This window comes from Nocardia sp. NPDC004123, from assembly GCF_053603795.1.
In genome coordinates this window covers 40,684-64,785 of sequence record NZ_JBSGGG010000036.1, presented here as the reverse complement: position 1 = coordinate 64,785, position 24,102 = coordinate 40,684, and the positions used below count along the sequence as shown (strand labels likewise).

Sequence of the window (24,102 nt, the reverse complement as noted above, 5' to 3'; positions counted from 1 at the left end):
GCGGACCCGCGCGGCAGCTACCGCGCCATCCGCGCACGCGGGGTCGCGAGCTATCGAGTCGCCGGCTATCAGGTGGGTCGCTAGTTATTCGGACTTCACCTGCAGGGCATTGACCCACAGCTGGGTCAGGGTGCCGACCAGCTTCTCGAAGGCGATGCGCTGGTGCTGCACGAAGACCATGTAGGCCATGCGGCTGACCATGACCGACAGCGCCTGAGCGGTGATCAGCGGATCGAGATCCGCACTGGCCTGCCCGGATTCCTGCAGTTCGCGGATCATCCTGGCATTGCGCTGAATGAAGGCACGGTTGCGTTCCAGGCGCAGCGCGCGGAAGTTCTCGTTGATCTGGGTGACCTCCTCGAACACCCCCATCAGGCGCGCATTGCGCTTGTAGGCCAGCAGGTATTCCCGGTTGGCGGCCTCGACGAGCTCGCGCGGGTCGGTGACGCCGGTGCGGGCCCGCACGTGCGGGTGCAGCATTTCCTCCTGCACCTCCTCGACGATGGCGGTGAAGATCTCTTCCTTGCTGTCGAAGTAGGTGTAGAACGAGCCGGCGGCGGCGCCTGCGGCCTTGGAGATGTCGGCGATCCTGGTGTCGAGGTAGCCGTCGCGTTCGAACACTTCGCGGGCCCCGGCGATGAGGGCGGCACGGGTGCGCTCGCCGCGCTTGGTGCGCGGAGGTACCCGGCGAGGCGCGGCCTCGCGGTCGATGGGTTCGGACGTCACGGCGGATCACTCACTCGGTCGCAGGGACGGCTGCCGATTGCCACCGTATCACCGCTTATACCAGCACATATCGTCCCACGCCGACGATCTTCGGCCCGCCGGCGCACGCGGCAGCAGCATCATTGAAGTTGACACCGGATTCAGATATGGTCGCGCACAGGGTCGTGACGCCGCTCACTCCGACCCCGTCTCATTCGACCTCTACATAACTGGATGTTCCATGACAAATGTCGCCGACCGCATCTGGCAGCACGCGTCCGAACGCCCCGACGCCATCGCGCTGCGCCACCTGGACGACACCCTCTCCTACGCCGAGCTGGCCCGCCGCAGTGCGGCCTTCGGCGGTCTGCTCACCGAATCCGGTGTCGCGGTGGGAGATCGCGTGTTGCTGGTGGCGCCGACCGTGCCGGAGTTCGTGATCGCCTACCTGGGCGCGCATCTGATCGGAGCCGTCGCCATCCCGGTGAACACCATGGCGACCGCACCCGAAATCGGTTATGTGCTCGACGATTCCGGTGCCCGGTATGCCATCGCCTGGCATCTGGCCCGCACCGCGGCCGAGCAGGCCGCCGCCGAGCGCGGCATCCCGGTGCAGGTGCTCGAGCCCGGTGCGCACGCCTCCCCAGCCCAGCCGACCGCCGAACCGGTCCGGCGCGAACCCGACGACACCGCGATCCTGCTCTACACCTCGGGCACCACGGGCAAACCGAAGGGCGTGGAGCTCACCGTCGCCAATCTGATCGAGACCGCACGCATTTTCATCGATCAGCTGCGGCTCACGCCCGAGGAGCGCTTCGGCACCGGACTGCCGCTGTTCCACGTGTTCGGGCAGGCGGTGTGCCTGATCACCACCCTGCACGCGGGCAGTTCGTTCTCCATGGTGTCGCCGTTCGTCCCCGGGGCGATGATCGAGATGATCCGCGATCACCGGCTGACCGTGGTGGCGGGCGTGCCGACCATGTGGAATGCCATGCTGCACAGCGCCGGCGACTACGGTCCGGAGGATTTCGCGAGCCTGCGGCTGGCCTGCTCGGGTGGCGCGTCGCTGCCCGCGGAGGTGATCCGGTCCTTCACGGAACGTTTCGGCTGCACCATTCTCGAGGGCTACGGGCTCACCGAGTCCAGCGGGGCAGCGACCTACAACCCCCTGGATCGCGAGCAGCGGGCCGGGTCGGTGGGTACCGCACTGCCCGGCACGTCGATCGAGGTGCGCGATCCGGAGGGCACGGTGCTGCCCGCCGATACGGTCGGTGAGCTGTTCATGCGCGGGCCCAGCGTGATGAAGGGGTACTGGCAGCGGCCCGACGCGACGGCGGCCGAGCTGTCCGGCGGCTGGCTGCGCACCGGTGATCTGGGCCGCGTCGACGCCGACGGCTACGTCTACATCGTCGACCGCGCAAAGGATCTCATCATTCGCGGCGGGTACAACGTGTATCCGCGCGAGGTCGAGGAGGTGCTCTACGAGCATCCCGGCATCGTCGAGGTGGCGGTGATCGGCCTGCCCGACGACCACTACGGCGAGGAGGTGGGCGCGGTGGTGGCCACCGCACCCGGCGTCGAACTCCATGCCGGGGAGCTGCGCGCCTGGGCCAAGGAACGCCTGTCCGCCTACAAGGTGCCGCACCGCTTCGCCTTCACCGACCAGCTACCCAAGGGCGCGACGGGCAAGATCCTCAAGCGCGCCATCGACCCGAACCTGTTCACAGACAAGGCATCCCGATGAGCATCGTCCCCACCGTCACCGGCACCGTCGATTCCAGCGAGCTGGGCCGGGTGCTGGTGCACGAGCACGTCTTCGTGCTCGGCGAGGAGTACCGGCAGAACTACGGCGACTGGGACGAGCAGGCCCGCGTCGACGACGCCGTGAAGCAGCTCGACGAGCTGAAATCGCTGGGCATCGACACCATCCTGGACCCGACCGTGCTGGGGCTGGGCCGATACATACCCCGCATCCAGCAGATCGCGGCCCGCACCGAGCTGAACATCGTCGTCGCCACCGGCATCTACACCTACAACGACCTGCCGTTCCAATTCCATTACAACGGGCCGGGTTTGATGATGGACATGCCCGAGCCCATGGTGGAGCTGTTCGTCAAGGACCTCACCGAGGGCATCGCCGGGACCGGGGTGCGCGCGGGATTCCTCAAGTGCGCCATCGAGGAACCCGGGCTGACGCCGGGTGTGGAGCGGGTGATGCGGGCGGTCGGTCAGGCGGCGGTGCGGACGGGTGCGCCGATCACCGTACACACCAACCCGCACACCCGGTCCGGGCTGGTGGCCCAGCGGGTGCTGCGGGAGGAGGGCGCGGACCTGACCCGTGTGGTGATCGGCCACTCCGGTGATTCCACCGACCTGGACTACCTCGCCGAGTTGGCCGATGCGGGTTCCTATCTCGGCATGGACCGCTTCGGCATCGACGTCCTGCTGCCGTTCGAGGACCGCGTGAACACCATCGTGGAACTCGTCCGCCGCGGCTACCGCGACAAGATCGTCATCGCCCACGACGCCGCCTGTTTCATGGACTGGTTCGATCCGGCCGCCAAGGCCCAGATCGCCCCGAAGTGGAACTACCGCCACATCAGCGAGGATGTCCTCCCCGCCCTCCTAGCCAAGGGCCTCACCGAGGACGACATCGACACCATCCTGGTGCGAAACCCGCGCCGCTACTTCGAGAAATGACAGTGTGCGCCGCCGCAGGGATTCCCCGCGGCGGCGCACAACCCTCGCCAGCGGTCAGTCGGGGATGACGATGGCGAGTTCACCGGCGGCGTAACGGGCGCGCAGCACCTTCTTGTCGAACTTGCCGACGCTGGTCTTGGGCACCTCGGAGACGAAGGTCCAGCGTTCGGGGAGTTGCCATTTCGCGATCTTGCCGGACAGGAACGCGCGGAGCGCACCGGCATCGGGTTCGGCGCCGGCGCGCAGTGCGGCGGCCACGACCGGGCGCTCGTCCCACTTCTCGTCCGGCACACCGAAAACGGCGGCCTCGGCGATGTCGGGGTGCGCCATCAGCGCATTCTCCAGATCGACCGAGGAAATCCATTCACCGCCGGATTTGATGATGTCCTTGGCCCGGTCGACCAGGGTGAGGTAGCCGTCGGCGCTGATGGTGCCGACGTCGCCGGTGCGCAGCCAGCCGTCGCGGAAGGCGTCGGCGCCGATTCCCCCGGCATCCGGCGAGTAGTAGGAGGCGGTGACCCAGGGGCCGCGAACCTCCAGCTCTCCCACCGCTTTTCCGTCGCGGGGCAGCTCGGTGCCATCGTCTCCGATGAGCCGCGCCTGGACCGCGGCCGGGATGCGGCCCTGGGTGATGCGGTAGGCGAAGGCGGCCTCACCGTCGAGGCCCGCGGGCGGCCAGGCCAGCGCACCCAGCGGGGAGGTCTCGGTCATCCCCCACGCCTGGATGATGGGCACGCCGTGCCGTTCCTCGAAGGCGCGCATCAGCTGCGGCGGCACCGCGGCACCGCCGACCACGACCGCCCGCAGATGGGTCAGGTCCTGCGGCTTCGCGTCGACGGCGGTCAGCACGCCGTTCCACACCGTCGGCACGGCCGCGGCGAAACTCGGCCGCTCGGCGGCCATGAGCGCCAGCAGCGGTTCCGGTTGCAGGAAGCGGTCGGGCATCACCAGCGACGCCCCGGCCATGAGCGCGGCATAGGGCAGGCCCCAGGCGTTGGCGTGGAACATGGGCACGATGGCCAGCATCAGGTCGCCGGCACGCACGCCCATGGCATCGGTGGTGCAGGCCTGCATGGAGTGCAGCCAGTTCGAACGATGGGAGTAGACAACACCTTTCGGGTCGCCGGTGGTGCCGGAGGTGTAGCACATGGCGGCGGCCGAGCGCTCGTCGAGGACCGGGAAGTCGAAGGTGCCCGGATACTGCGCGAGCAGGGTGTCGAACTCATGGACGGTGACGCCCTCGGGCGCGGGCAGCGTCGCGGCGTCACCGTTGGCGACGATGACGTGGCGCACCGTGCGCAGGGTCGGCAGTACGGGTGCGAACACCGGGATCAGGGAGGCGTCGACGATCACGACCCGGTCCGCGGCGTGGTCGGTCACGTAGGTGATCTGTTCGGGGAACAACCGGATGTTGATGGTGTGCAGCACCGCCCCCATGGCGGGCACCGCGCAGTACGCGATGAGGTGCTCGTTGTTGTTCCACATGAAGGTGCCGACGCGATCCCCGCGGCCGATGCCCAGTGCGGTCAGGGCATGGGCCAGCCGGGCCGCCTGCTCCCCCAGTTCACGGTAGGTCAGGACGCGGGATTCGGTGCCGGTCCAGGTGCGGACGGTGGCGTCGGCGTGCACCGTGCTCGCATAGCGCAACAGGGTGGCCAGGGACAGCGGTTCGTCCTGCATGGTGCTGGGCATCGGCAGGTCGAGCTCGTCGTAAGTCATTGTGCAGATGTCTTTCTCGGGTACAGCCCGGGGTGAACCGGGCCGGGTGCGCCGTGCGCGGAAGCGGCGCGCCCGGCCCGGTTCGCTGCGCTCAGCCGCGCAGCGCGGAGGCGAAGATGCCCGGCAGGGCGGCGGCGCCGGGTCGCTTCGCGAAGTTGGTCAGTCGCCGCAGGGTGGTGGCGCCGGTGCGGTTGGTCACGAACCACGGCGGTTTCGGGGAGAGCGCGAACTCGCCGCGCAGCAGCGAGCGCGGGACGGGACGGAAGGGGCCGCGGACCACGGTGCGCTCCGGATCGGCGATCAGCAAGCCGTTGTGCACCACGCCGATTCCGCTCTGGATGTCGGCGAGGGTGTGCCCGGGGAAGGCGCCCCAGGAGGCGCGGGCGGTCAGATAGCCGAGGCCGGTCCAGGCGTTGATGGCGACGGTGCCGTACCGCAGGTCGGCGATGGCTCGCTCGAAATGCGCACCCAGCCGGTCGATGGTGGCGGGGTCGGCGATGATATTGACGCCGAGGGTGCCCTCGAACTCCTCGTTGGACACGCGGACGGCCTGCGTGAGGAATTCCGCTGCGTCGCCGCTCAATTCGAGCACGCCCAGCACCGGGGCGAAATACTCGGTGCGCAGCGCGGTTTCGTCCCGATGCGGCACCAGGCCGGTGATGAGGGTGCGCGCGCCGATCCGCTCGGCGTCGGGATAGGACGTGCGCGCGCCGTCGACGCGGGCGGCGGAGCCCGGGTAGTAGTCCGGACGCTGCGGCGCCCGCTCGAGCGCGGCGCGCAGTTCGGCGAGGAACCGGTCCTTCTGGGGCCAGTCCGCGGAGATCACCGCGACCTGCGCGGCGACGCAGTTGTAGCCGTTGTTGTGCAGACGCTGGGTGGCCAGGTGCTCGGCCTGGTACCGGAGGTCGGCGTCGGACCAGCGGCCGGGGATCACGATGGTGGGTGAGACGCCGCCCAGTTCGCTGGTGATGGGCTTGTCCAGTTTCGGTGTGCCCGCCGCCTTGTTCCGCGCGCCTTCCTCGCCGGTGCCGAACACGATGGCGTCGTGGGTGAGCGCGCTGCCGGTCATGTGCACCGCGTCCACGCCGGCATGCTGCACGAGCGCCGTGCCGACCTCGGCGCCGCCGGTGAGCAGGCGTACGAAGCCGCCCTCGATCAGGGGCGCGAAGATCTTCTCCAGCACCGGCAGCAGCGGGTCGGTGATCGGATTCAGCTTGAGCGCCACCACCCGGTTGTCGGCGTAGAGCTGGTAGAGCACGTCCAGTGGCGCGATCGAGAAGATATTGCCCGCGCCGAGAACCACGCCCACGCCGCCGGTCTCGGCCGGGGTGCGCTGCCCCAGACCGGCTCGGGCGCGCACGGTTTCGGCGTCGACGCCGGGCCTGGTCCAGACCTCCGCGCGGAATCCGTTGAGCAGCAGCCAATCGAAGACGCCGTGCGGGAAGACGTCGACCGCGGTGCGGCCGCCGGGGGCGGCGTGGATCGGGTAGCCGTCGACCGGGCTGCGGCCCTGCTCCAGTGCCCGCAGCGATTCGGCGAGCGCGGCCGCGCCGGTGAGCAGCGAGTAGGGGCCGCTCACCCATTCCTCGCCGAGCAGCGGCGAGTCCAGGGGCAGCTTCTTGATGCGGGCGGCGGTCTCGACCCACTCCCGCGCGTAGCGCGCGGTATTGGCGTGAACCTGTTCGAGCAGCTGCCGCCGGGCGGGCAACGGGGTTCGGGCCCAGTCGATTTCGCCCTGCCGGAGTGCGGAGACGGTGGCGTCGATCGTCGCCGCGGCGGTGGTGGTCACGATGCGTTTCCTTCCGAGTCGGCGTCCTCGGCGAGCATGGCGGCGGCCTTCTCGCCGATCATGATCGTGGGCGCGTTGGTATTGCCCCGCACCACCGACGGCATGACCGAGGCATCGGCGACCCGTAGGCCCGCGACGCCGAGTACGCGCAGACGCGGGTCCACGACCGCGCCGATGGCGCAGGTGGAGGTGGGGTGATAGAGGGTCTGGGCGGTGCGGGCGGCGAAGTCGAGCAGGTCGGCGTCGGAATCACCAGCGGGAGTGAGGAATTCGCCGGTGGTGAGCTCGCGCAGCGCGGGCCGGCCGGCGATGTCGAGGGCGCTGCGCAGTCCGGCGATGATGCTCGCGCGGTCGGCCTCGGTATCGAGGTAGTTGTGGCGGATGCGCGGCGCGGTGGCCGGGTCCGCCGAGCGCAGGGTGAGTTCGCCGCGGCTGGTGGGGTTGATCAGGCAGGGGCCGAACGCGTAGCCGTGCTCGGTCGCCGCGCCCATGCCCTCACCGTGGAAGAGGACCGGGGCCTGGTGGAACTGGATGTCCGGGCCCGCCAGTCCGGTACGGGTTTCGAGGAAGCCGCCGGTCTCACCGATATTCGAGGTCAGCGGGCCGCGGCCGGACTCCTGGAGCAGACCCAGGTTCTCGGGCGTGAGCGCGGTCATCAGGGATTCGCGGTCGGTGCGGTAGTTGAGGAACACCGACAGGTGGTCCTGCAGGTTCTGCCCGACCGGCAGGTCGCGGACGGTCTCGATGCCGAAGGCCGCCAGCTGTTCGGCCGGGCCGATGCCGGACAGCAACAGCAGCTGCGCGGAACCGTAAGCGCCTGCGGCCAGCACGATTTCGCGCCGGGCCCGAATGGTCTCGGTGCTGCCCTCGCGGCCGATCACCACACCGGTGGCCCGGCCGTTCTCGATGACGATCCGGTGCGCGAGGGCGTCGGTGATGACCGTCAGGTTCTCCCGCTCCAGCGCCGGGTGCAGGTAGGCGACCGCGGCGCTGCATCGCATGCCGTTGCGCTGGGTCACCTGGTAGCGGCCGACGCCGAGTTGGGTGACGCCATTGAAATCGTCGTTGCGGGTGTGCCCGGCCTGTTCGGCGGCGCGCAGGAATGCCTCGCCCAGTGGATGATTCGACCGGCTGTCGCTGACCGACAGCGGCCCGCCCACACCGTGGTAGGCGTCCTTGCCGCGCTCGTTGTCCTCGGCCTGCACGAAGTACGGCAGCACCTCGTCGTAGCTCCACCCGTCCGCGCCGGCCGCGGCCCACGCGTCGTAATCGGCGCGGGCGCCACGGATGTAGATCATGGCGTTCATGGAGCTGGATCCGCCCAGGACGCGGCCGCGCGGCAGGTAGGCGCGGCGGCTGTGCAGCCGGGGTTCGGGTTCGGTGTCGTAGTCCCAGTCCAGCGGGCTCTTGAACAGGGACGGGAAGGCGACCGGCAGGTGGATCTCCTCGGCGGTGTCGCGCGGCCCGGCCTCGATCACGGCCACCCGGATCGCCGGATCCTCGGACAATCGGCTGGCCAGCACGGATCCCGCGGACCCCGCGCCTACGACGATGTAGTCGTACACGGTCGGCACCTCTCTCCACCTCATCGATCGACCCGGGTCGGCTATGACCCGGGTCACTGTCGCTGTCGGTGTCGATACTGCGGGTCAGGTGCATCCGCCCACCATGTGCGCGGGTTTGCCGATACCGCCCGGCCGACTGTGCTCGAGCACAGTCGGCGGCGAGAGCAGTTGCCTACTATCGAATCCATGACAGCGCTCACCGGCCCGCCGCGCAACGGCTCCACCGCAGTGCCGCCGAGCGATTCGACCGCGGTAACGCCGAGCGATTCGACCGCGGTAACGCCGAGCGGTTCGACCGCAGTGCCGCCGAGCGATTCGACCGCGGTAGCGCGCACCCTGCTCGTCGAGGTCGACGACCTCACCACCGAACTCGTCGGTCGCATCCTCACCGGCGAGAACGCTTACGCGGAGGCCGCCCTGACCGAGGCGCAGCTGCACCTCGTCGTCCGCGACAATCTGGCCGCCCTGCTCGAACAACTCTCCGGGAGCGCCGGGCGGCGGCTGCAACCGGCGACCGTGGTGGGCCGGGTCAAGGCGGAGCTGGGTGTGCCGATCGCGGCGGTGCTGCACGCGTACCGGCTGGCGGGACGGCTGCTGTGGGAACGCGCGCTCGTCACGGCGCGGGGGACGAATCTGGACGCGCTGCCGCAGCTCGGCTCGGAGATGTGGCGGCTCCTGGACGACTATTCCGGCGCCGCCGCCGACGCGTACGCCGACTACCTCACCGAGCGGGTCCGCCACCACGACGTGGAGCGCCGCGCCATGCTGCGGCGGCTGTTCGACGGCGAGGCCGACGATCCCACCCGGCGCGACATCGCCCGGGCCCTGCACCTGCCGCCGCTGGGCAGTTTCGTCGTCGTGCACGCCGAAACCGATTCCGGCGCAATCGAACCGCTGTTCGGGATCGAGGATCGGCTGCGGGCCGACTTCGTCGAGTCGATCTGGCTCACCGAGCCGGGCGCGCGGATCGGGCTGCTCAATGTGGCCACCGCACGCTCGCACGAGCGGGTGCTGTCGCGCCTGCGCGCCCATGCGACCGGGCGCATCGGGGTGAGCCGCCCCTTCCCGACGCCGGGGTCCGCGGCGACCGCCTTGCGCGAGGCGGAACTCGCCGGGAGGTGCGCGCCGCCCGGCAGCCCGGCCGTGACCGCGTACGGCAGCACGCCGATCCCGCTCGTTCTCGCGCATGCGCCCTCGGCGTCACGGGAATTGGCGGACGATGTCCTGGGCCCGGTGCTCGAACTGCCGCCGGAGGAACGCGACACCCTCCTCGATACCCTCGAGCTGTGGTTCGAATGCGGTGGCTCCAATACCGAGGTGGCGCAACGGCTCCACTACCACCGCAACACCATCCACTACCGGCTGCGGCGGATCGAGACGCTGACCGATCGCCGGTGCTCGGACCCGAAGGCCGCCGCCGAGCTGTACATCGCCCTGCACGCCGCGCGGCTCGCCGGATTCGATCCGGCCTGAGCCGCAACCGGGTTCAGCGTCCCGATCGCCCGAATCGTCCTAGATTTCATGCTGTCCGGTAGGGCGGCGCTCATTCGTGGCGGGGTGCGGGCGGGCGGGGCTTCCCGCCGCGCCGATGCCGCCGGTGCGGCGGCGGTGCCGCGGGGCGAGGCCGGAACGCGCGAACTGGCCGGGGGTCTGCCCCTTCCAGTCCCGGAACGCGGTCGCGAACGCTGACGCGCTCGTGTAGCCGAGCCGGGCGGCCACCGTGTCGACGGTGAAACCGGCGGCCAGCAGCTCCTCGGCCAGCAGGCCCGTTGTCTCGCAGGCCAGTTCGCGGAAGGTGGTGCCCTCCTCGGCCAGCCGGCGGCGCAGGGTGCGGACGCTCATGTGCAGGTCGGCGGCGATGGCGACCTGATCGATGGCGCGGCCGTGCCGCATCAGCAGGGCCCGGACCCGACCGGCCAGCCCGACCCGGGCGCGGCGGCGTTCGACGACCTCCGCGCACAGCTGCCCGTACTGCCTGCGCAGCATCGAATTCGCCTGCGGCATCCGGCGTTGCAGATCGGTGGCGTCGAGGTAGAGGGTGTCGGCGGGCTGGTCGTAGACGATGTCGCCGATGCCGAGCAGTACACCGACCGCCTCGTACACCGGGGCGTACGGCAGGGTCAGCTCCAGCCGGTGCACCAGGACGTCCCAGGACAGCAGTTCGCGCTGAATGGTGCGCAGGGCGGCCAGGTCGCGTTCGAGGGCGAAGGCGCGCAGGCGCGGCGGGACGGGCTCGGTGTCGAGGGACACCAGCACCCGGTCACCGGCGTCGGCGATGGTGAATCGGCAGTAGGCGAAGGACAATTCGGCGTGGCGGGCCCACAGTTCGGCCATCTCGCGCACCGTGGAGCAGCTGCTCAGGGCGATGCCCAGGCTGCCCAGCATGGGCAGGTGCACCGAAAACCCCGCCAGCAGGCCCATTCCCGGGTCGTCGCCGGTGGTGTCGAGGATGTTGCCGATGATCCGGAACTCCTGGCCGATGTCGATCTCGAGCTCCGGGTCCTCCAGGTCGGCTTCGGTGAGCCCGGTCCCGGCCAGTGCGGCGGCTGTGGACATCGAGCGGCCGGCGGCGAATTCGACCAGCACTGCCGCGCTGTGTATCGAACGGACACACCAGGAGTCGTCGAGCATGCCGACGATGATCTCCCACCCGATCCCCTCCGCCAGCCCAATTCGGCAATTGATCAGCTAATGTCGCGTCTCCCCGGGCGTGTCGCCTGGTCACAGCGGGTTTGAGGGTGGCCCAAATCAGCAGAGGCATGGCCTCGGGCCGCGCGGGCAAACTCGCGCCGCCGACATAGTCTGATCCCCGTTGGCCGCTGGCCCTTGGCGGCCTCCACGGTCCCGGCCAACACCGGGGCCGGAGCTGCACACGGCAGTCCCCCTCGGCGGGCGCGGTACCCAACAGCCAATCCTGCCCGCTCGCCGAGGGGCCCGCATCCACCATGCCCCGGCGCGTCCCGCCGGGGCTTCGAGCACCCGGTGGAGATGATGGCGAGCCACACCCACGGCAGCGCACTGCGCCTGCTGGCGTAGTGACTGCCAAGGGCTCGTATTCAAGCGGTCTGTTCGTTTGCTGGGTGAGCGCGGAAACCGCGAAAAGCAACGGTCGCCGCAACTTGCCGCCACCATCCATCCCGTCGAGGGTGCCCGCTCAGAAGAAGTAGCTGCCGGGATTGCCGCACAGCTGCATTAGGGCGTCGAACGGAGTCGACGCCAGCCGTGTGTCCACGGGCGCTCGCGGTGGCCGGTCCGGCACCACCGCACCGAGCTTGGCCACGGAAGCTCGCTGAAACAGGTCCGCATAGTGGGTGTGACCGGGGATGATTTCCTCCTTACCGTTGCAGCCGGACGCCGCGTCAACGGGCACCGACCCGACCATCCAGGGGTGCGGCGGCGCGCCGTAGGCGCTGCAATGAGGTCACACCGAGCCACCGGCCCCTATAGCACAGCACGGGGGAGACGTCCAGGACGATATCGCGTTCTGAGCGTGTCGCACCCTCGCGTCGCGCGATACCTCGCCCGGGAACGCCGGATCGCCGTCATGCGAGCGGGTCCCGAGCGTGTCGTCCAGCTCGAGGTCGCGCCGTGCCGGGATCGGAGGTCCGCTACGAGATCCCCTCCGCCGCAGGCCGATACGCAGCACCGTAGAAATAGCAATAGAATTTGATCATTGAATTCGCGGGCGGAATGAAGATCAAATAGCTTCACCTCGGCACAATGTTCTGTTAGCTCATTATTAACGGTGATTAATCCCACAATATTAGCGGTGGATTTGCAGATTTCTTCCTCATAACATTTTGATATGCGCCGTGATGGCGTCGTTATCTGTAGATGAAAGGAAGCTCCATACGTGTTCTCCCGCAAGATCGTTGCCGCCGCCACCCTCTCTGCCGCCGCCCTGTTCCTCGGCCCGGTCGCCGCGGCCTCCGCTGCCGGCTCCCCCGCCACCAGCCAGGGCGCGGGTTCCGCTGACGCCGGCTCGTCCTCGGGTTCGGCCGGCTCGTCCTCGGGTTCGGCCGGCTCGTCCGCCGGTTCCTCCATGCTCGACTCCGGCAGCTCGGCACTCGACGAGGGCACTCACACCATCGACAACATCCTCGATGCGATCACCGGTGTCCAGAAGCTGAGCCAGCCCAAGCCCGCCTCCTGATTCGGGATGCGAGACTGAAGAGCTCGTACTCGAGTGGTCTGAATTCGTCTGCAGGGTGAGCGCGAAAACCGCTGAAAACAACGGTCGCTGCAACTTGCCGCGACCGTCCATCCTGTCGAGAGCGCCCGTTCAGAAGAAGTAGCTGCGGGGATTGCCCCGCAGCTGCATTAGGGCGCGCAGCTGTCCCTTGGGAATGGGGACGACCGATGTTCGACCGAGCCACGCAGTGGCACCGCGGTAGCCTCTGCGCGCTGACTCTCCCCGTACTGGCACTGCCGAGAGCCGGCGGCTGCGCGAGTCAGTCCGATATCAGCTGGACTGCCCCCCAATCGCGGAACCGCGGCCACCACGCCATGCACAGACGCCGTTACCGGCCCAGGCTTGGTTCGCACCCGCGTTGTCGGCCGAATGCGCAAAGGCTCGCCAGACCTCCCCGAATGCACCCGGCAGCTCGAGGACCTCGGCTGGGGCGAGCTCGGGTCGAACGTAAAGCAGCAGCCCAGAGCCTCGCCTCAGTTGCCTCCAGATAGCCAGGCCATAAAACCATCAAATAGTGAAATATCCAGCCGGACAAGCCCTTAACGTATGCCTGGGGTAGCAGTGCAAGTGCCCGGGATCCGGCGGTTACGCCACTACCGCCTAGTACTGGGCGAGAAGCTCAGTGGCCCATGCCGATTCCACCGTCGACGTTGATGACCTGGCCGGTGATGTATCCCGCGTTCGGGCTCATCAAGAACGCCACGGTGGCCGGCCGCTACCCGTTCATCGCGCCATCTACGGCTGCGAGTCGCAGTCAGGGTGTGAGCGGGAGTCGATCGGGCGTGCGGGCTACCGGCCGTCCTGCGGCGCGGACCAGCTCACCGATCCGGATCGCGTCGCGGACGGCCGCGCCACCGACATCGTTGTTGAAGAAGACGTAGGCATCGTGATTTCCATCCCAGGTGTCCTCGATGCGCCGGACCCATTCGGCCAGAACGCGTTCCGGGTAGCGGGGTGCGGACCGGCCGGGACCTTCATGGAAACGGACGTAGGCCCAGTCGGCCGTGCGCCACAGCGGCGCGATCGGCCGGCCGAGCCGGTCGGCCCAGCACAGTGCCGCGCGGTGCGCTTCGAGCACGGCCCGGACCCGGTCGTCCCACCAGCTCTCGTGGCGCGGCTCGACCGCCACGCGCAACTCGGCGGGGATCAGCCCTAGCACCTGGTCGAGCCGCTCGGGTTCGACGGTCAGGGTGGGGGGCAGCTGAATCAGTATCGGCCCCAACCGATCCCCCAGTCCGCGCGCCGCATCGATCATCCGCTCCAGTGGGATCTCGACGTCCCGCAGCCGGCGATAGTGGGTCACCACCCGACTGGCCTTCACCGCCATCACGAAATCCTCCGGCGTCCGGCCGTGCCACCCCTCGAAGGTCGTCCGGGCCACCGGCCGATAGAAGGCCGCGTTCAACTCCACCGCCCCGAATGCCTGGGCATACACCTCGAGCCACCGCCGCTGCCCGATTCCTAGCGGATACACCAGCTCCCGCCAGTCGGCGTACTGCCACCCCGATGTTCCGACGAACACCGTCACGGCTCGCCACCCCGGCCCCGCATCACCTGAGCAAACCTCCGGACGCCATACCCCACTGTCCCACCACCGGTCCTACAAGGCAGTGAAATCTTTGCGTTTCACACAACCTTGCGCCCATTCGACCGCAGTTCTTGCACCGCCGAGGTTGTTCATCTCCGCCGTCCCGCCCCTACACGCGATCGACGTGCACAGACCCATGATCGGGGAGACTGTGGCCTACTCTCGGGTGGCATGAGCTCAGTCGCTGATACAACCGCCGTGACGAACTTGATCGCGAAGTATGCCGAGTTGGTCGACAGTGGGGATTTCGCAGGAGTGGGGGCGTTGTTCGAGCACGGGGTGTTCAGCGGCAGCGGTGGGTCGGTCGCGGGGAGTGAGCGGATCGAGAAGATGTTTCGGGGCATGGTGATCGTGTACGAGGACGGGACGCCGCGCACCCATCACGTCACCACGAACATCGCCGTCGAATTCGGCGAGGACACCGATACCGCCACGGCGCGTTCCTATTTCACGGTTTTCCAGGCCACACCGGACCTGCCCTTGCAGCCCGTGGCAGCGGGCCGTTACCGGGACCGCTTCGAGCGCAGTGCCGGGCAATGGCGGTTCGCCGAGCGCCAAGTACAGATCACGCTGACCGGCGACATGAGCCGGCACCTGCGCACCCCGGCCCCACAGGAGAGCTGACGGGCGGATCAGTCCCACCCGTGCAGGGCGAAGGAAGTGCCGAGATGACAGTTACGAACGCCCGCGGCCTGGTAGGGGATGATATTGGGCGGCAGGGCATTCGGGTCGGCCCAGAGCAGGCCGGCACATTTGTGGGGCTCCATGTTCACTGGCTCTCCGGTCCAGCGGAGGGCTTCGAAGAAGAAGCCGATGCGGGCGGCCCCGGACTCGCCGCGGTGGTGGAGTACGTGCGCGAAGCGCAGGTCGGCGGGGTCGATGGTGATTCCGATTTCTTCCATGGCTTCACGGATCACGCCGTCCACCACCGATTCGCCGTCCTCGAGGTGGCCGCTGGGTAGATTCAGCAGGCCGTCACCGTAGCCCGTGTTCGCGCGCTCGCCGAGCAGGACCAGGCCATCGCGCCACAGGACGATGTGGACATCGATGATGCTGCGGTAACGATCCGTCACTCGTTGCGCGGCTTCCGACCGATTCCACACGCCCACAAGGTCCCCAGCACCGCCCCCGGCGGCACCAGCACCCACACCCACCACGGATAGAACCACTGCAGCGTGACGCCCAGCAAGAGCCACACGATCAAGTTCAGCCCGCTGAGCGACAGCCACACGATGGTCAGCACCGTCATGGCGATCCGCCCGCCCGATGGCCCCGGCTCTTTCATCTCGGGCAGATCAGCGGACACCTTGGCCAGCTCGCCCCGGGTACGAGCCTGCCAGATCGACTGCACCCGGCTGTCGAACTCACCGAGATCGAGCACGCCGGCGTCCACAGCGCGGCGCAGCGTCTCCTCGAGTTTCTTCCGTTCGGCGTCGGAGATCCGAATGTCGTTGGGGTGCACCGGCTCACTCACAATCCCGATCCTGCCATTCCCGGCCCGGCCGCGCTCGCGAGTGCATCGAATGCTGATCAGCGTTGGCGCTCGATTCCGTACCGGCCCGGCTGGTATCCGATCCGATCGAGGTCGACGGGGCCGGCGTCACCGCGGCGGAAATGATCGACCCAGGATCGGTCCAGCCGATGGGGGCGGACGGACTGGAAAGTCATGTAGGAATCGATGATTCGCGGTGCGATGAGCTGCAGGGCGGCGGGCGGATTCGGGAGCCGGTGGACCGCGCGCAGCGGGTCCTCGATGACGAGCAGCAGGGCATTGTCGGCCAGCGGGCGCAGCGGGCCGGGCAACCAGCGTTGCCGCCAGTCCTCGAAGAGCTGGTCGACGAGCGCGCGGCCGCCCTCGGTGTAGGCGTAGTGGGCGTGTTCGTAGTCGAGGGTCCAGGCCAGCAGGTCGGCTCGGGTGTCAGGCACCTCGAGGCCCATACGCTCACCGACTCCGCGCCAGAAGTGAAAGCGGGCCAGTCGATCCGCGTCGGTGAACACGGCCAGACCCAGGTGTTCGAGGATCCGGTCCGCTTCGAGGGCCAGCGAGGCGAGGGTGTAGAGCTTGTCCTGATCGCTGATCCCGAAACGGCTGTGAATGGCCTCCATCCGGTCGATCGCCGCGCGCCCGCGCGCACTGCTGTGGCCGTGACGCAACATCTCGCCGAAGAACACCAGGGTGTCGTCGTTGCGACGGCGCACGTCGTGCATCATGTCGCCGGTCCCGCGCCGATACACGATGCGCGAGATGGATGGGATCGCGACCTGCCGGGCGAAGGCGACCGTGTAGGCGGCATGCACGAAAATGGCGTCACCGTACCGGACTTCGATGCTGAGGCGGGTGGCCTCCTCGTTGTCACGTACCGGATCGAGCGCCGCCAGCCGGCGAGCGAGCGCGCGGCCGGAGATCAGTCCGCCCCTAGCGCGGGGCAATGCGTACTTCATGACGACCTCCGAGATCGATATCGATGAGGGCTTCACCGGCGTACGACGCGGTGAACTCCGCGTCCCGCGCACCGGCCACGCTGTAGGCGCGCCCAGGATCCAGGCGCGATATCCGTAAAGTGGTGCGGCACAGGCCATTCCCTGGCCTCAGCACCAGGTCGAGGGCGCGGCCGTCGGTGACGGCACGGGCCACGAGGACGTCCGGATAGGCCGCCTCCGCCAGCACCGGCCCGGCCCGCCACTGCGGCGGCGCGCCGAAAGCGATCAGATCGCGCACACCGGCGGCCCGATTGAAGCGGAACTGGAGCGCATACATATTGCCCAGTCCGGACAGCCCCTGGTAGTAGCGAACGCCATTGGCGCTCACCGGATCACCGAATTCCTCGATCCCCGCCAGCGCCGTCCGCGCAATATCCTCATCGCCCACCTCACGGGCGGCCGAAGCGATCATGACCTGCCCGTAGGCACTGCCGAACCGATAGTTGCCCGCATCGACCCGCGAGCTCGCCCGCAGCGGAAACCCGACATGCTCACCGCGAGCATGGATTTCCTGGTCGCGCACGATCCACCAGGCCCGCTGCGCATACTCCGGCAACCCGGCGTGCAGCCACAGGGCGGTGGTGAGCTGGATCGCCGGACCCGCCCAGAAGTTCCAGGATCCGCCCAGCCGGGCGCTGCGGACGCCGATGATCCGGCCGTCGGGGCGCAGGAACTCCGATTCATAGGCGTGGTGCAGGCGGTCGATGACATCGGCCGTGAGCGCGGTGCCGTGCAAGCGGTCGTGGGTCAGCAGGGTGTTGAGCCCGAAGGTGTTGCACACCGTGTAGAGCCAGTTCGGTTCACACGGGTACAGGGTGTAGTCCCCGGCGATCATATTGCGGTGCACCGATTCCGCGAGCGTGCCGAAACTGTTCCGGTATGCGCGGCGATCGTTCCATCGGAAGGTGAGTGCGCCGGGGGCGGAGAACCGATCGTCGTTGAGCGTCTCGTACATCCCCACCATCAGCCCGAGAAAACCGGTGAGCATGATGTTCTCGCGGTCGGCCGGGTCCGGATTCCAGCGCAGATTGCCCCAGAGATTCTCCAGCGCCCAATAGCCCCAGACCCGCCGGTCCAGCATCTTGACGATGGCATTGCGCTGCGCCTCGGCGAGATAACCGGTGAAAGCCGGAGTTCGCGTGTACTGGGCGGTCGCCAACGCGTATCCCAGCCCGTTGAGCTGGTAGCGCAGGGCCGCCTCACGGAACTGATCGATCCTGGTGAAGCCGTCGAACCGGTCCAGCGGCTGCAACGCGAGATCGAGGGCGTAGCGCAGCGCCGCGAGGTCTTCCGCCGAGTGCTCGGCCACCGGCGGCGCTTCCGGCGCACCGGTGATCGTGAACACTCGGGACTCCAAGCGCGCGTTCAGCTCTCGGCCACGCCTCCGCTGCGACGCCCGCCGCACGAGGAAGACCATGAACGCGACCGATACCAGCGCGAAGGGTGTCGCCAGGACCAGCCCGGCCGCCCAGGACCACACCGCGTGACCACTCATCGCGGCACCGAGCAGAGCCGATGCGAACCACACCAGCGGCGGCAGCACCACCGGACCGAAAGCCCACCAGGCGAACAGCGCCGCCAGGCTGCCCAGCCAGACCGCCGCCATGAGCAGCGGATGCCCGGCGTAGAGCAGGCCGCCGCCCGGTACGACCGCCCCGAGGGCGAAGGACGTCACCGCGGGCGAGACCTCGGCGAGCACGGCCGTGGCGGCGGCCAGCCACACCACGGTCCAGCAGGCCATGGCACGCAGCAGCTTTCGCCGCGTCGTCGTGCCGATCCGGCCGAGGCCCTCGGGCAGGCTCAGCCGGACCGTACGGGTCCGCCTGCCCGGTGGATACAGCGTGCCGATCGTCATAGGGCACTCCTCGGCGCGGGAGCCACGGCCTGGGGCGCGAGCCGCCGGGCGGGCGGCGGCGCCGATGTCGGGGGCGCCCCGCCACGCCGGGTCAGCAGCCGCCAGCCGAACCCGGCGAGGGCGATCAGATAAGCCACGGCAATACAGCAACCCATACCTGACACACTGTCAGCCAACCTGACAGTGTGTCAATAGCCGGTAGACTGACCGCGAACCCAGGATTCGGAGGTGCAGTCGATGACGCAGGCAGCCGCGCGCAACGTCGCAGGGGACCGCCGCCCGCCCAGCCGAGGCGACCAGCAGCGCGCCCTGATCATCGACGCGGTCACCGATCTGCTGCGCACGGTGTCGATCACCGATATGTCGGTGCTGCGGATCGCCAAGCACGCCGGCGTCTCCCGCCCCGCGTTCTACTTCTATTTCGAGTCCAAGTACTCGGTGGTCGCCGCCGCCCTCGAGCAGGTCTGGACCGAAATAGACCAGGAGACAAGCGAATTGACCTCCTACGACAACCAGGAGCCCCCGGCGGACTTCACCATCCGCATGATCGACGGCGCGGTCGCGGTCTGGCGCCACAATGCCCACCTCCTCAACGCCTGCGCCCAATCCCGCGACACCGACGCCCAGTTGCGCGCCATGTGGGACGCGTTCATCGGAAACCTGGAGCACAAGCTCGTGGCCTTCATCCAGCCCCAGGTCGACTCCCACCACATGCGCCCGGCCTCGGCCGACCTGCCCACCCTGATCAGCGTGCTCGTCGCCATGACGGTCGCGGTCCTGCGGGAAGAGACCGCGGCCGCCGACACCGCGGCCGCCGCCCGCACTATGGCCGCCGTCCGGCAGGTGTGGCTGACCGCCGTGTGGGGCACCGGGATTCGGTAGACGACGATCGGCCCACCACGATTCGTGGTGGGCCGATCGTTCGATGAAACCTTCGCCGCACGCCGGTTACCTACTCCGACGTGGATACCGCCGGGGCTAGCCGCGCCGGGCCGCGGTGGTCACCGGACCGATGGCCCGGAAGGTGAGGGCAACGACGAAGGTGAGGGCCGCGATGGCGGCGGCCGCCGCGAAGGCGGTGGTCATGCCGCCGACCAGCGCGTGCTGGAGCGAGCCGCCGGCATTGCGGGACGCGGTGCCGAAGACCGTGACCAGGATGGCCAGACCGAGGGACGCGCCGGTCTGCTGGAGAGTTTGCAGTGCACCGCCGGCCGCACCCGCCTCATGGGTGTCGACATTCGACATGATGATGACGTTCAGAGGCGAAACCGACAGGCCGATACCGCATCCCATCAGGATCATGGCGATGAACAGCAGCGGGAAGTAGCCGCTGTCGGCCGTCAGCTGGGTGAGCAGGACCAGGCCGGCCACCATCAGGGCCGCGCCGGTGACGGTCACCGGTTTCGGGCCGAAGCGGGGCAGCAGGCGCGGGATCAGCCGGATCATGGTGAACATCAGCAGGGCGGTGGGCAGGAAGGCGAAACCGGTTGCCAGCGCACTCAATCCGAGCACGTCCTGCAGGAACTGGGTGAGGAAGAAGAACATCGACATGCCCGCCATCGGCGCCAGGAACATGTTCGCGTAGGCGGTGGCGCGATTGCGGTCGGCGAACAGGCGCAGCGGCAGCAGCGGTTGGGCCGCACGGGATTCGATGGCGAGGAACGCGGCGATCAGGATCGCGCCGGCCGCCAGCGAGATGTCGGTGGTGGCAGTCCCCCAACCGTCCGAGGCGGCGTTGATGAAGCCGTAGACGAGAGCCGCCACGCCGGTGGTGGCGGTCAGCGCACCGGGCAGGTCGAGGTGGGCCGGCTGCCGTTCGGCCCTGGGCAGGTAGCGCAGCGCCAGCACCACGACGATCAACCCGAACGGCACATTGATGAAGAGCACCGAGCGCCAGCTCAGCCATTCGGTCAGCAGTCCGCCGACGATGAGGCCGATAGCGAAACCGGCACTGGACATTCCGGAGAACAGCGCGAGTACGCGCATCCGGGCTTTCGGATCGCTGAAGGTGGTGGTCAGCAGGGCGAGGGTGTTCGGTCCGGCCATGGCCCCGCCGATGCCCTGCACGACGCGCGCGGCGAGCAGCCAGCCCGCGGAGGGCGCCAGCCCGCCCGCGAGCGAGGCCAGGGTGAACAGGGTGGCGCCGGCAATGAACAGGTTGCGGCGGCCGAACAGGTCGCCGGCACGCCCGCCGAGCAGCAGTAATCCGCCGAAGGCGAGGCTGTAGGAGTTCATCACCCAGGACAGGCCGGTGGCGCTGAAGTGCAGGTCGGTCTGGATGCGCGGCAGCGCAACATTCATCACGGTGATGTCGAGGACGATCATCAATTGGCAGGTCAACAGGATGGCCAGCACAATTCCCGACCGGAGTCGGGGGGCTCGAGCGGGTGCCGGCACGCGCACGGCAGCGTTCGAGGGAAGGGTGGTCGACAAGGAATGCTCCATCGAATGGGATACAAACGGAGGAACCCTCCGTTTCCGATGGAGTTATCATATGGAGGGTTCCTCCACTTGCGCAAGACTAACCGGAGGGTCCATCCGTTTCTAGTGGAGGGTTCGTGGAAGCACCGTCGACCGGAAAGCCGATGCGCGCCGACGCGCGCCGCAACTACGAGCGGATCGTGACCACCGCCCAGCAGGCCTTCACCGAACTGGGCCCCGAGGCGCCGCTCGAGGAGATCGCGCGCCGCGCCGGGGTCGGCATCGGCACCCTGTACCGGCACTTCCCCAATCGTGAGGCGCTGATCGAGGCCGTCTACCGTTCCAGCATCGAGCATTTGAGCCAACGCGCCCACGACCTCCTCGAAACCCACACGGCCGGGACGGCTTTCGAGTACTGGATGCGCGAACAGGTGGAGTGGGTGATGGCCAATCGCGTCCTCGCCACCACGCTCAAGGCGGGCATGGACCACAACACGCCGACCTTCACACTGTGCCGCGAGGCGATCACCGGGGCGGCTTCCCTGCTGGTACAGGCGGCGCGGGAGGCGGGCACCATCCGCGCCGACATCGAGCCGCGCGATCTGATCCGGCTCGGGCACGGCCTGGGCGTCGCCTGCGAGACGACACCCGACGCCGCCGAACGCCTGATCTCGGTGACCCTCGACGGCCTGCGCACCACCCCTGCCGACGCTCAGCGGTTGTAGGGCTGTTCCCGAGCCCAGCTGAAACTGCGCTCCAGCAAGGGAAATGAATGTGGATCGAGCTGGGCGAACCACGCGGGAGAACCGGCGGTGTGAGCGCGGCGGGGTTCGGCGGCAGGTGCTAGAGCAAGCTGTTGGCGGCGAGGCGGGCGAGGCAGGTGTCGACGACGTCGGCGGCGGAGCCGGACGCCTCCCCCGCCGCCCAGATTTCGGTCGCCAGGCGGACGGCGGTATTGGCCATGGCGGCGGCGAGCGCGACGTCCAGGTCGTCGGCGGGGCGGCCGGTGCGAGCGGCGATGATCGGGATGAGCTGGGTTTCGCAGTCGTATTGGACGCGCAGCCAGGTCGCGCGCAGGGCGGGCAGTTGAGTCGCGGCCCGGACCAATGGGCGCAGGCGGCTCTCGGCAATGCCCTCGATCGCGAGCGTGCCGACCGTCGCGGTGCGATACGAGCGGCTCAGGGCTTCCCGCAGCGACAGTTCGGGCGGGCAGGCGGCGAGTTCGTCGGCCCAGGCCTGGGTTCCGATGGCGAGCAGCGGCGCGACGACGTCCTCCTTCCCGGCGAAGTACCGGTAGAACGTGCGCAGCCCCATTCCCGCGGCCGCCGCGATCTCGTCCACGGTCGTTGCGGCATAACCGTTTTCGATGAAGAGGCGGGCGGCCACCAGTGCCACTTCCCGGCGTGTGGCCGCCCGTCGGGTCTCACTGAGCGCCGGGCGTCCGGCACGGTTTCGCTCGCTGGTCACCCGGGAACTGTACCGAGGTCGAAAACGTTTGATGGCGCGACGTGCCATTTTCGGCATATCGTGTCAGAAACCAGTTCCACCGATCAGGAAGTGATCCATGAACCGTCTCGAGCAGCGCCGCATTCTGGTGACCGGCGCCGGATCCGGTATCGGCCAGGCCACCGTCCTCCGTCTGCTGTCCGAAGGCGCGGTCGTCGCCGGCGCCGACGTCAATGCCGAGGGCCTCGCCCTGACCCGCAAGCAGGCCGCCGAGGCGGGCACCGCCGCGCGGCTGACCACCGTCGAGATGAATATCGGCGTGGAGTCCGAGGTGGTCGCGGGCGTGCGCACCGCCATCGATGCCCTCGGCGGACTGGACGCGGTGGTGAACGCGGCGGGGATACTGCGCGCGGCCCACACCCACGAGACGTCGCTGGATCTGTGGAACCAGATCATCAACGTCAACCTCACCGGCACCTTCCTGGTGATCCGCGAGGCCCTGCCCGCCCTGCTCGCCAACCCGCGCAGCACGGTCGTCAACTTCAGCTCGACCTCGGCGAACTTCGCCCACCCGTACATGGCCGCGTACTCCGCCAGCAAGGGCGGCATCCAGACTCTCACCCATGTCCTGGCCCTCGAATACGGCAAGCAGGGGTTGCGCGCGGTGAGCGTCGCCCCCGGCGGCATCAAGTCCGGCATCACCGACGCCACCCCCGGCTACCTCCCCCAGGATGCCGACTGGTCGCTGTTCGGCCGCCTGATCGCCGTTCTGCCCCAGGACAATCCGGCCGAACTGGCGGGCCCCGAGAATGTGGCCGGCGTCATCGCCATGCTGGTCTCCGACGACGGCCGCTTCATCAGCGGCACCGAGATCCGCATCGACGGCGCTGCCCACACGTAATACGGCACGGCCCCGATCGATACGGCAAGGCCCCGATCGACGATCCGATCGGGGCCCACGGCCACAACTACTGTGCGGCACCCACCAGTTCGGCCGACGCCCCGCGCAGAATGCCGTCCGCCGTCCCCGCCGGCCACTCGAGCGCCGCATCCAGCTTGTCCAGCACATCCCCCGCGGGCGCCTCGACCAGGCACCGCTCGATCTGACTGATCACCCCTGCCGATGGCCCGCCCTTCTTGGCCACCTCAGCCTGCGTCCACCCGTTCTCGCGCCGCCGCGCCTTCACCCGCTCGGCCAGCGCTTCGATATCCGGCGCTCCGCCCGTCGCCGCGGCGCCAGTCTCCGCAACCGCCGCCACCGCCACCGGCTCCGAAACGGCCGGCGCCGCAGCCTCCGAAACGACGGACTCCGCCTTCGCCCCCTGCGCATCCAGGACCCGCGGTGCCTTCCCGGAACCAATCACCCCCTGGGTAATGAGCCGAGACCGCTTCCGTCTACCCATCTTCGCCATACACCGCTCCTCGATCCGCAATCCCAGCCTTCACTGAAGCCCCGGCAAGGTTGCCACAAGTTCGCACGATTCCCCTGCCATCCCCTCCCCCTCGGCGTGCCAAGTCTCGAAAGCGCACGCACAGACGACCTGTCGATCGCTGGATGGCGACCGCACCCCGAGCCGCCCAACTCCGAACCCACCCGGATTTCCGACCGCAACGCCGAGTCGGCGGCTGCGAACCGGCGAG

23 protein-coding genes are annotated in these 24,102 nt (G+C 68.6%); 8 read left to right on the top strand and 15 right to left on the bottom strand.

The features are described 5' to 3' along the window. Positions 1-84: 84 nt before the first annotated feature. On the bottom strand, positions 85-726 hold the full coding sequence (locus ACWEQQ_RS39385; RefSeq protein ID WP_452351761.1) for a TetR/AcrR family transcriptional regulator: 642 nt from the start codon (positions 724-726) through the stop codon (positions 85-87). A gap of 220 nt (positions 727-946) precedes the next feature. On the opposite strand from ACWEQQ_RS39385, the gene ACWEQQ_RS39380 reads away from it, so the two are divergent. Together ACWEQQ_RS39380 and ACWEQQ_RS39375 are read left to right on the top strand one after the other, a co-directional pair. Continuing rightward, positions 947-2,449 carry a long-chain-fatty-acid--CoA ligase gene (locus ACWEQQ_RS39380; RefSeq protein WP_452351760.1) on the top strand — a complete coding sequence of 501 codons (1,503 nt, stop codon included), beginning with the start codon at positions 947-949 and terminating at the stop codon, positions 2,447-2,449. Continuing rightward, a complete protein-coding gene (locus ACWEQQ_RS39375) occupies positions 2,446-3,405 on the top strand; it encodes a phosphotriesterase family protein (protein WP_379395354.1) in 960 nt (319 codons plus the stop codon). The genes ACWEQQ_RS39380 and ACWEQQ_RS39375 overlap by 4 nt, the downstream gene beginning before the upstream one ends. 54 nt (positions 3,406-3,459) lie before the next feature. Here the strand turns inward: ACWEQQ_RS39375 and ACWEQQ_RS39370 are convergent, their stop codons facing one another. The 3 genes from ACWEQQ_RS39370 to ACWEQQ_RS39360 all read right to left on the bottom strand — a co-directional run bounded on the left by ACWEQQ_RS39370 (position 3,460) and on the right by ACWEQQ_RS39360 (position 8,487). Continuing rightward, positions 3,460-5,097 carry a long-chain fatty acid--CoA ligase gene (locus ACWEQQ_RS39370; protein ID WP_452351786.1) on the bottom strand — a complete coding sequence of 546 codons (1,638 nt, stop codon included), beginning with the start codon at positions 5,095-5,097 and terminating at the stop codon, positions 3,460-3,462. 118 nt (positions 5,098-5,215) lie between these two features. Then, complete coding sequence (locus ACWEQQ_RS39365) at positions 5,216-6,913, bottom strand: aldehyde dehydrogenase family protein (protein ID WP_452351759.1); 1,698 nt, start codon at positions 6,911-6,913, stop codon at positions 5,216-5,218. Continuing rightward, positions 6,910-8,487 carry a GMC family oxidoreductase gene (locus ACWEQQ_RS39360; RefSeq protein ID WP_452351758.1) on the bottom strand — a complete coding sequence of 526 codons (1,578 nt, stop codon included), beginning with the start codon at positions 8,485-8,487 and terminating at the stop codon, positions 6,910-6,912. Before ACWEQQ_RS39360 ends, ACWEQQ_RS39365 begins: the two co-directional genes overlap by 4 nt. A 177-nt stretch (positions 8,488-8,664) precedes the next feature. On the opposite strand from ACWEQQ_RS39360, the gene ACWEQQ_RS39355 reads away from it, so the two are divergent. Next, entirely contained in the window at positions 8,665-9,951 is a 1,287-nt protein-coding gene (locus tag ACWEQQ_RS39355; RefSeq protein ID WP_452351757.1) for a PucR family transcriptional regulator, read from the top strand. A gap of 39 nt (positions 9,952-9,990) precedes the next feature. Here the strand turns inward: ACWEQQ_RS39355 and ACWEQQ_RS39350 are convergent, their stop codons facing one another. Continuing rightward, positions 9,991-11,109 (bottom strand): AraC family transcriptional regulator ligand-binding domain-containing protein, encoded by a 1,119-nt coding sequence (locus tag ACWEQQ_RS39350; RefSeq protein WP_452351756.1) that lies wholly within the window; start codon positions 11,107-11,109, stop codon positions 9,991-9,993. 523 nt (positions 11,110-11,632) lie between these two features. Continuing rightward, positions 11,633-11,848, bottom strand: coding sequence for a hypothetical protein (locus tag ACWEQQ_RS39345; protein ID WP_452340276.1), 216 nt, complete (start codon positions 11,846-11,848; stop codon positions 11,633-11,635). Between the two features lie 483 nt (positions 11,849-12,331). On the opposite strand from ACWEQQ_RS39345, the gene ACWEQQ_RS39340 reads away from it, so the two are divergent. After that, positions 12,332-12,631 carry a hypothetical protein gene (locus ACWEQQ_RS39340; protein WP_452340277.1) on the top strand — a complete coding sequence of 100 codons (300 nt, stop codon included), beginning with the start codon at positions 12,332-12,334 and terminating at the stop codon, positions 12,629-12,631. A 658-nt stretch (positions 12,632-13,289) separates the two neighbouring features. On the opposite strand, the gene ACWEQQ_RS39335 is transcribed toward ACWEQQ_RS39340, so the two are convergent. Both ACWEQQ_RS39335 and ACWEQQ_RS39330 read right to left on the bottom strand, forming a co-directional pair. Further along, positions 13,290-13,373, bottom strand: coding sequence for a hypothetical protein (locus ACWEQQ_RS39335; RefSeq protein ID WP_452340364.1), 84 nt, complete (start codon positions 13,371-13,373; stop codon positions 13,290-13,292). A gap of 51 nt (positions 13,374-13,424) precedes the next feature. Next, positions 13,425-14,198, bottom strand: a complete 774-nt coding sequence (locus ACWEQQ_RS39330; RefSeq protein WP_452340278.1) for a DUF72 domain-containing protein — start codon at positions 14,196-14,198, stop codon at positions 13,425-13,427. Between the two features lie 231 nt (positions 14,199-14,429). Between ACWEQQ_RS39330 and ACWEQQ_RS39325 the strand changes: the two genes are divergently transcribed. After that, positions 14,430-14,882: a nuclear transport factor 2 family protein gene (locus ACWEQQ_RS39325; protein ID WP_452340279.1), complete on the top strand. Its 453-nt coding sequence runs from the start codon at positions 14,430-14,432 to the stop codon at positions 14,880-14,882. Positions 14,883-14,890: 8 nt separating this feature from the next. Here the strand turns inward: ACWEQQ_RS39325 and ACWEQQ_RS39320 are convergent, their stop codons facing one another. Genes ACWEQQ_RS39320 through ACWEQQ_RS39305 form a run of 4 tightly spaced genes read right to left on the bottom strand, consistent with a single transcriptional unit; the run spans position 14,891 to position 18,594 of the window. Beyond that, entirely contained in the window at positions 14,891-15,331 is a 441-nt protein-coding gene (locus ACWEQQ_RS39320) for an NUDIX hydrolase (RefSeq protein WP_452340280.1), read from the bottom strand. Next, on the bottom strand, positions 15,328-15,732 hold the full coding sequence (locus tag ACWEQQ_RS39315; protein ID WP_452340281.1) for a DUF1707 SHOCT-like domain-containing protein: 405 nt from the start codon (positions 15,730-15,732) through the stop codon (positions 15,328-15,330). Before ACWEQQ_RS39315 ends, ACWEQQ_RS39320 begins: the two co-directional genes overlap by 4 nt. Positions 15,733-15,788: 56 nt before the next feature. Continuing rightward, positions 15,789-16,700, bottom strand: coding sequence for an oxygenase MpaB family protein (locus tag ACWEQQ_RS39310; RefSeq protein WP_452351755.1), 912 nt, complete (start codon positions 16,698-16,700; stop codon positions 15,789-15,791). Further along, the gene (locus ACWEQQ_RS39305) at positions 16,675-18,594 is read right to left on the bottom strand and encodes a linalool dehydratase/isomerase domain-containing protein (protein ID WP_452351754.1); all 1,920 of its coding nucleotides are present in this window, start codon (positions 18,592-18,594) and stop codon (positions 16,675-16,677) included. The genes ACWEQQ_RS39310 and ACWEQQ_RS39305 overlap by 26 nt, the downstream gene beginning before the upstream one ends. 237 nt (positions 18,595-18,831) lie before the next feature. Between ACWEQQ_RS39305 and ACWEQQ_RS39300 the strand changes: the two genes are divergently transcribed. After that, positions 18,832-19,476: a TetR/AcrR family transcriptional regulator gene (locus ACWEQQ_RS39300; RefSeq protein ID WP_452351753.1), complete on the top strand. Its 645-nt coding sequence runs from the start codon at positions 18,832-18,834 to the stop codon at positions 19,474-19,476. A gap of 96 nt (positions 19,477-19,572) precedes the next feature. On the opposite strand, the gene ACWEQQ_RS39295 is transcribed toward ACWEQQ_RS39300, so the two are convergent. Then, positions 19,573-20,949: an MFS transporter gene (locus ACWEQQ_RS39295; protein WP_452340285.1), complete on the bottom strand. Its 1,377-nt coding sequence runs from the start codon at positions 20,947-20,949 to the stop codon at positions 19,573-19,575. Between the two features lie 203 nt (positions 20,950-21,152). Here ACWEQQ_RS39295 and ACWEQQ_RS39290 point away from each other — a divergent pair, with 203 nt between their 5' ends. Next, positions 21,153-21,740 (top strand): TetR/AcrR family transcriptional regulator, encoded by a 588-nt coding sequence (locus ACWEQQ_RS39290; protein WP_452340286.1) that lies wholly within the window; start codon positions 21,153-21,155, stop codon positions 21,738-21,740. A 118-nt stretch (positions 21,741-21,858) separates the two neighbouring features. On the opposite strand, the gene ACWEQQ_RS39285 is transcribed toward ACWEQQ_RS39290, so the two are convergent. Beyond that, the gene (locus ACWEQQ_RS39285; protein WP_452340287.1) at positions 21,859-22,482 is read right to left on the bottom strand and encodes a TetR family transcriptional regulator; all 624 of its coding nucleotides are present in this window, start codon (positions 22,480-22,482) and stop codon (positions 21,859-21,861) included. A 97-nt stretch (positions 22,483-22,579) separates the two neighbouring features. On the opposite strand from ACWEQQ_RS39285, the gene ACWEQQ_RS39280 reads away from it, so the two are divergent. Then, positions 22,580-23,362 (top strand): SDR family NAD(P)-dependent oxidoreductase, encoded by a 783-nt coding sequence (locus ACWEQQ_RS39280; protein WP_452340288.1) that lies wholly within the window; start codon positions 22,580-22,582, stop codon positions 23,360-23,362. Positions 23,363-23,429: 67 nt separating this feature from the next. Here the strand turns inward: ACWEQQ_RS39280 and ACWEQQ_RS39275 are convergent, their stop codons facing one another. Continuing rightward, on the bottom strand, positions 23,430-23,873 hold the full coding sequence (locus tag ACWEQQ_RS39275; protein ID WP_452351752.1) for a helix-turn-helix domain-containing protein: 444 nt from the start codon (positions 23,871-23,873) through the stop codon (positions 23,430-23,432). Between the last annotated feature and the right edge of the window lie 229 nt (positions 23,874-24,102).

Coding starts and splice junctions, on each gene's coding strand:
- ACWEQQ_RS39275 (WP_452351752.1), bottom strand. CDS start 23,873: ATGGCGAAGATGGGTAGACGGAAGCGGTCTCGGCTCATTACCCAGGGG.
- ACWEQQ_RS39350 (WP_452351756.1), bottom strand. CDS start 11,109: ATGCTCGACGACTCCTGGTGTGTCCGTTCGATACACAGCGCGGCAGTG.
- ACWEQQ_RS39310 (WP_452351755.1), bottom strand. CDS start 16,700: ATGAAGTACGCATTGCCCCGCGCTAGGGGCGGACTGATCTCCGGCCGC.
- ACWEQQ_RS39305 (WP_452351754.1), bottom strand. CDS start 18,594: ATGACGATCGGCACGCTGTATCCACCGGGCAGGCGGACCCGTACGGTC.
- ACWEQQ_RS39325 (WP_452340279.1), top strand. CDS start 14,430: ATGAGCTCAGTCGCTGATACAACCGCCGTGACGAACTTGATCGCGAAG.
- ACWEQQ_RS39375 (WP_379395354.1), top strand. CDS start 2,446: ATGAGCATCGTCCCCACCGTCACCGGCACCGTCGATTCCAGCGAGCTG.
- ACWEQQ_RS39280 (WP_452340288.1), top strand. CDS start 22,580: ATGAACCGTCTCGAGCAGCGCCGCATTCTGGTGACCGGCGCCGGATCC.
- ACWEQQ_RS39300 (WP_452351753.1), top strand. CDS start 18,832: ATGACGCAGGCAGCCGCGCGCAACGTCGCAGGGGACCGCCGCCCGCCC.
- ACWEQQ_RS39380 (WP_452351760.1), top strand. CDS start 947: ATGACAAATGTCGCCGACCGCATCTGGCAGCACGCGTCCGAACGCCCC.
- ACWEQQ_RS39355 (WP_452351757.1), top strand. CDS start 8,665: ATGACAGCGCTCACCGGCCCGCCGCGCAACGGCTCCACCGCAGTGCCG.
- ACWEQQ_RS39370 (WP_452351786.1), bottom strand. CDS start 5,097: ATGCCCAGCACCATGCAGGACGAACCGCTGTCCCTGGCCACCCTGTTG.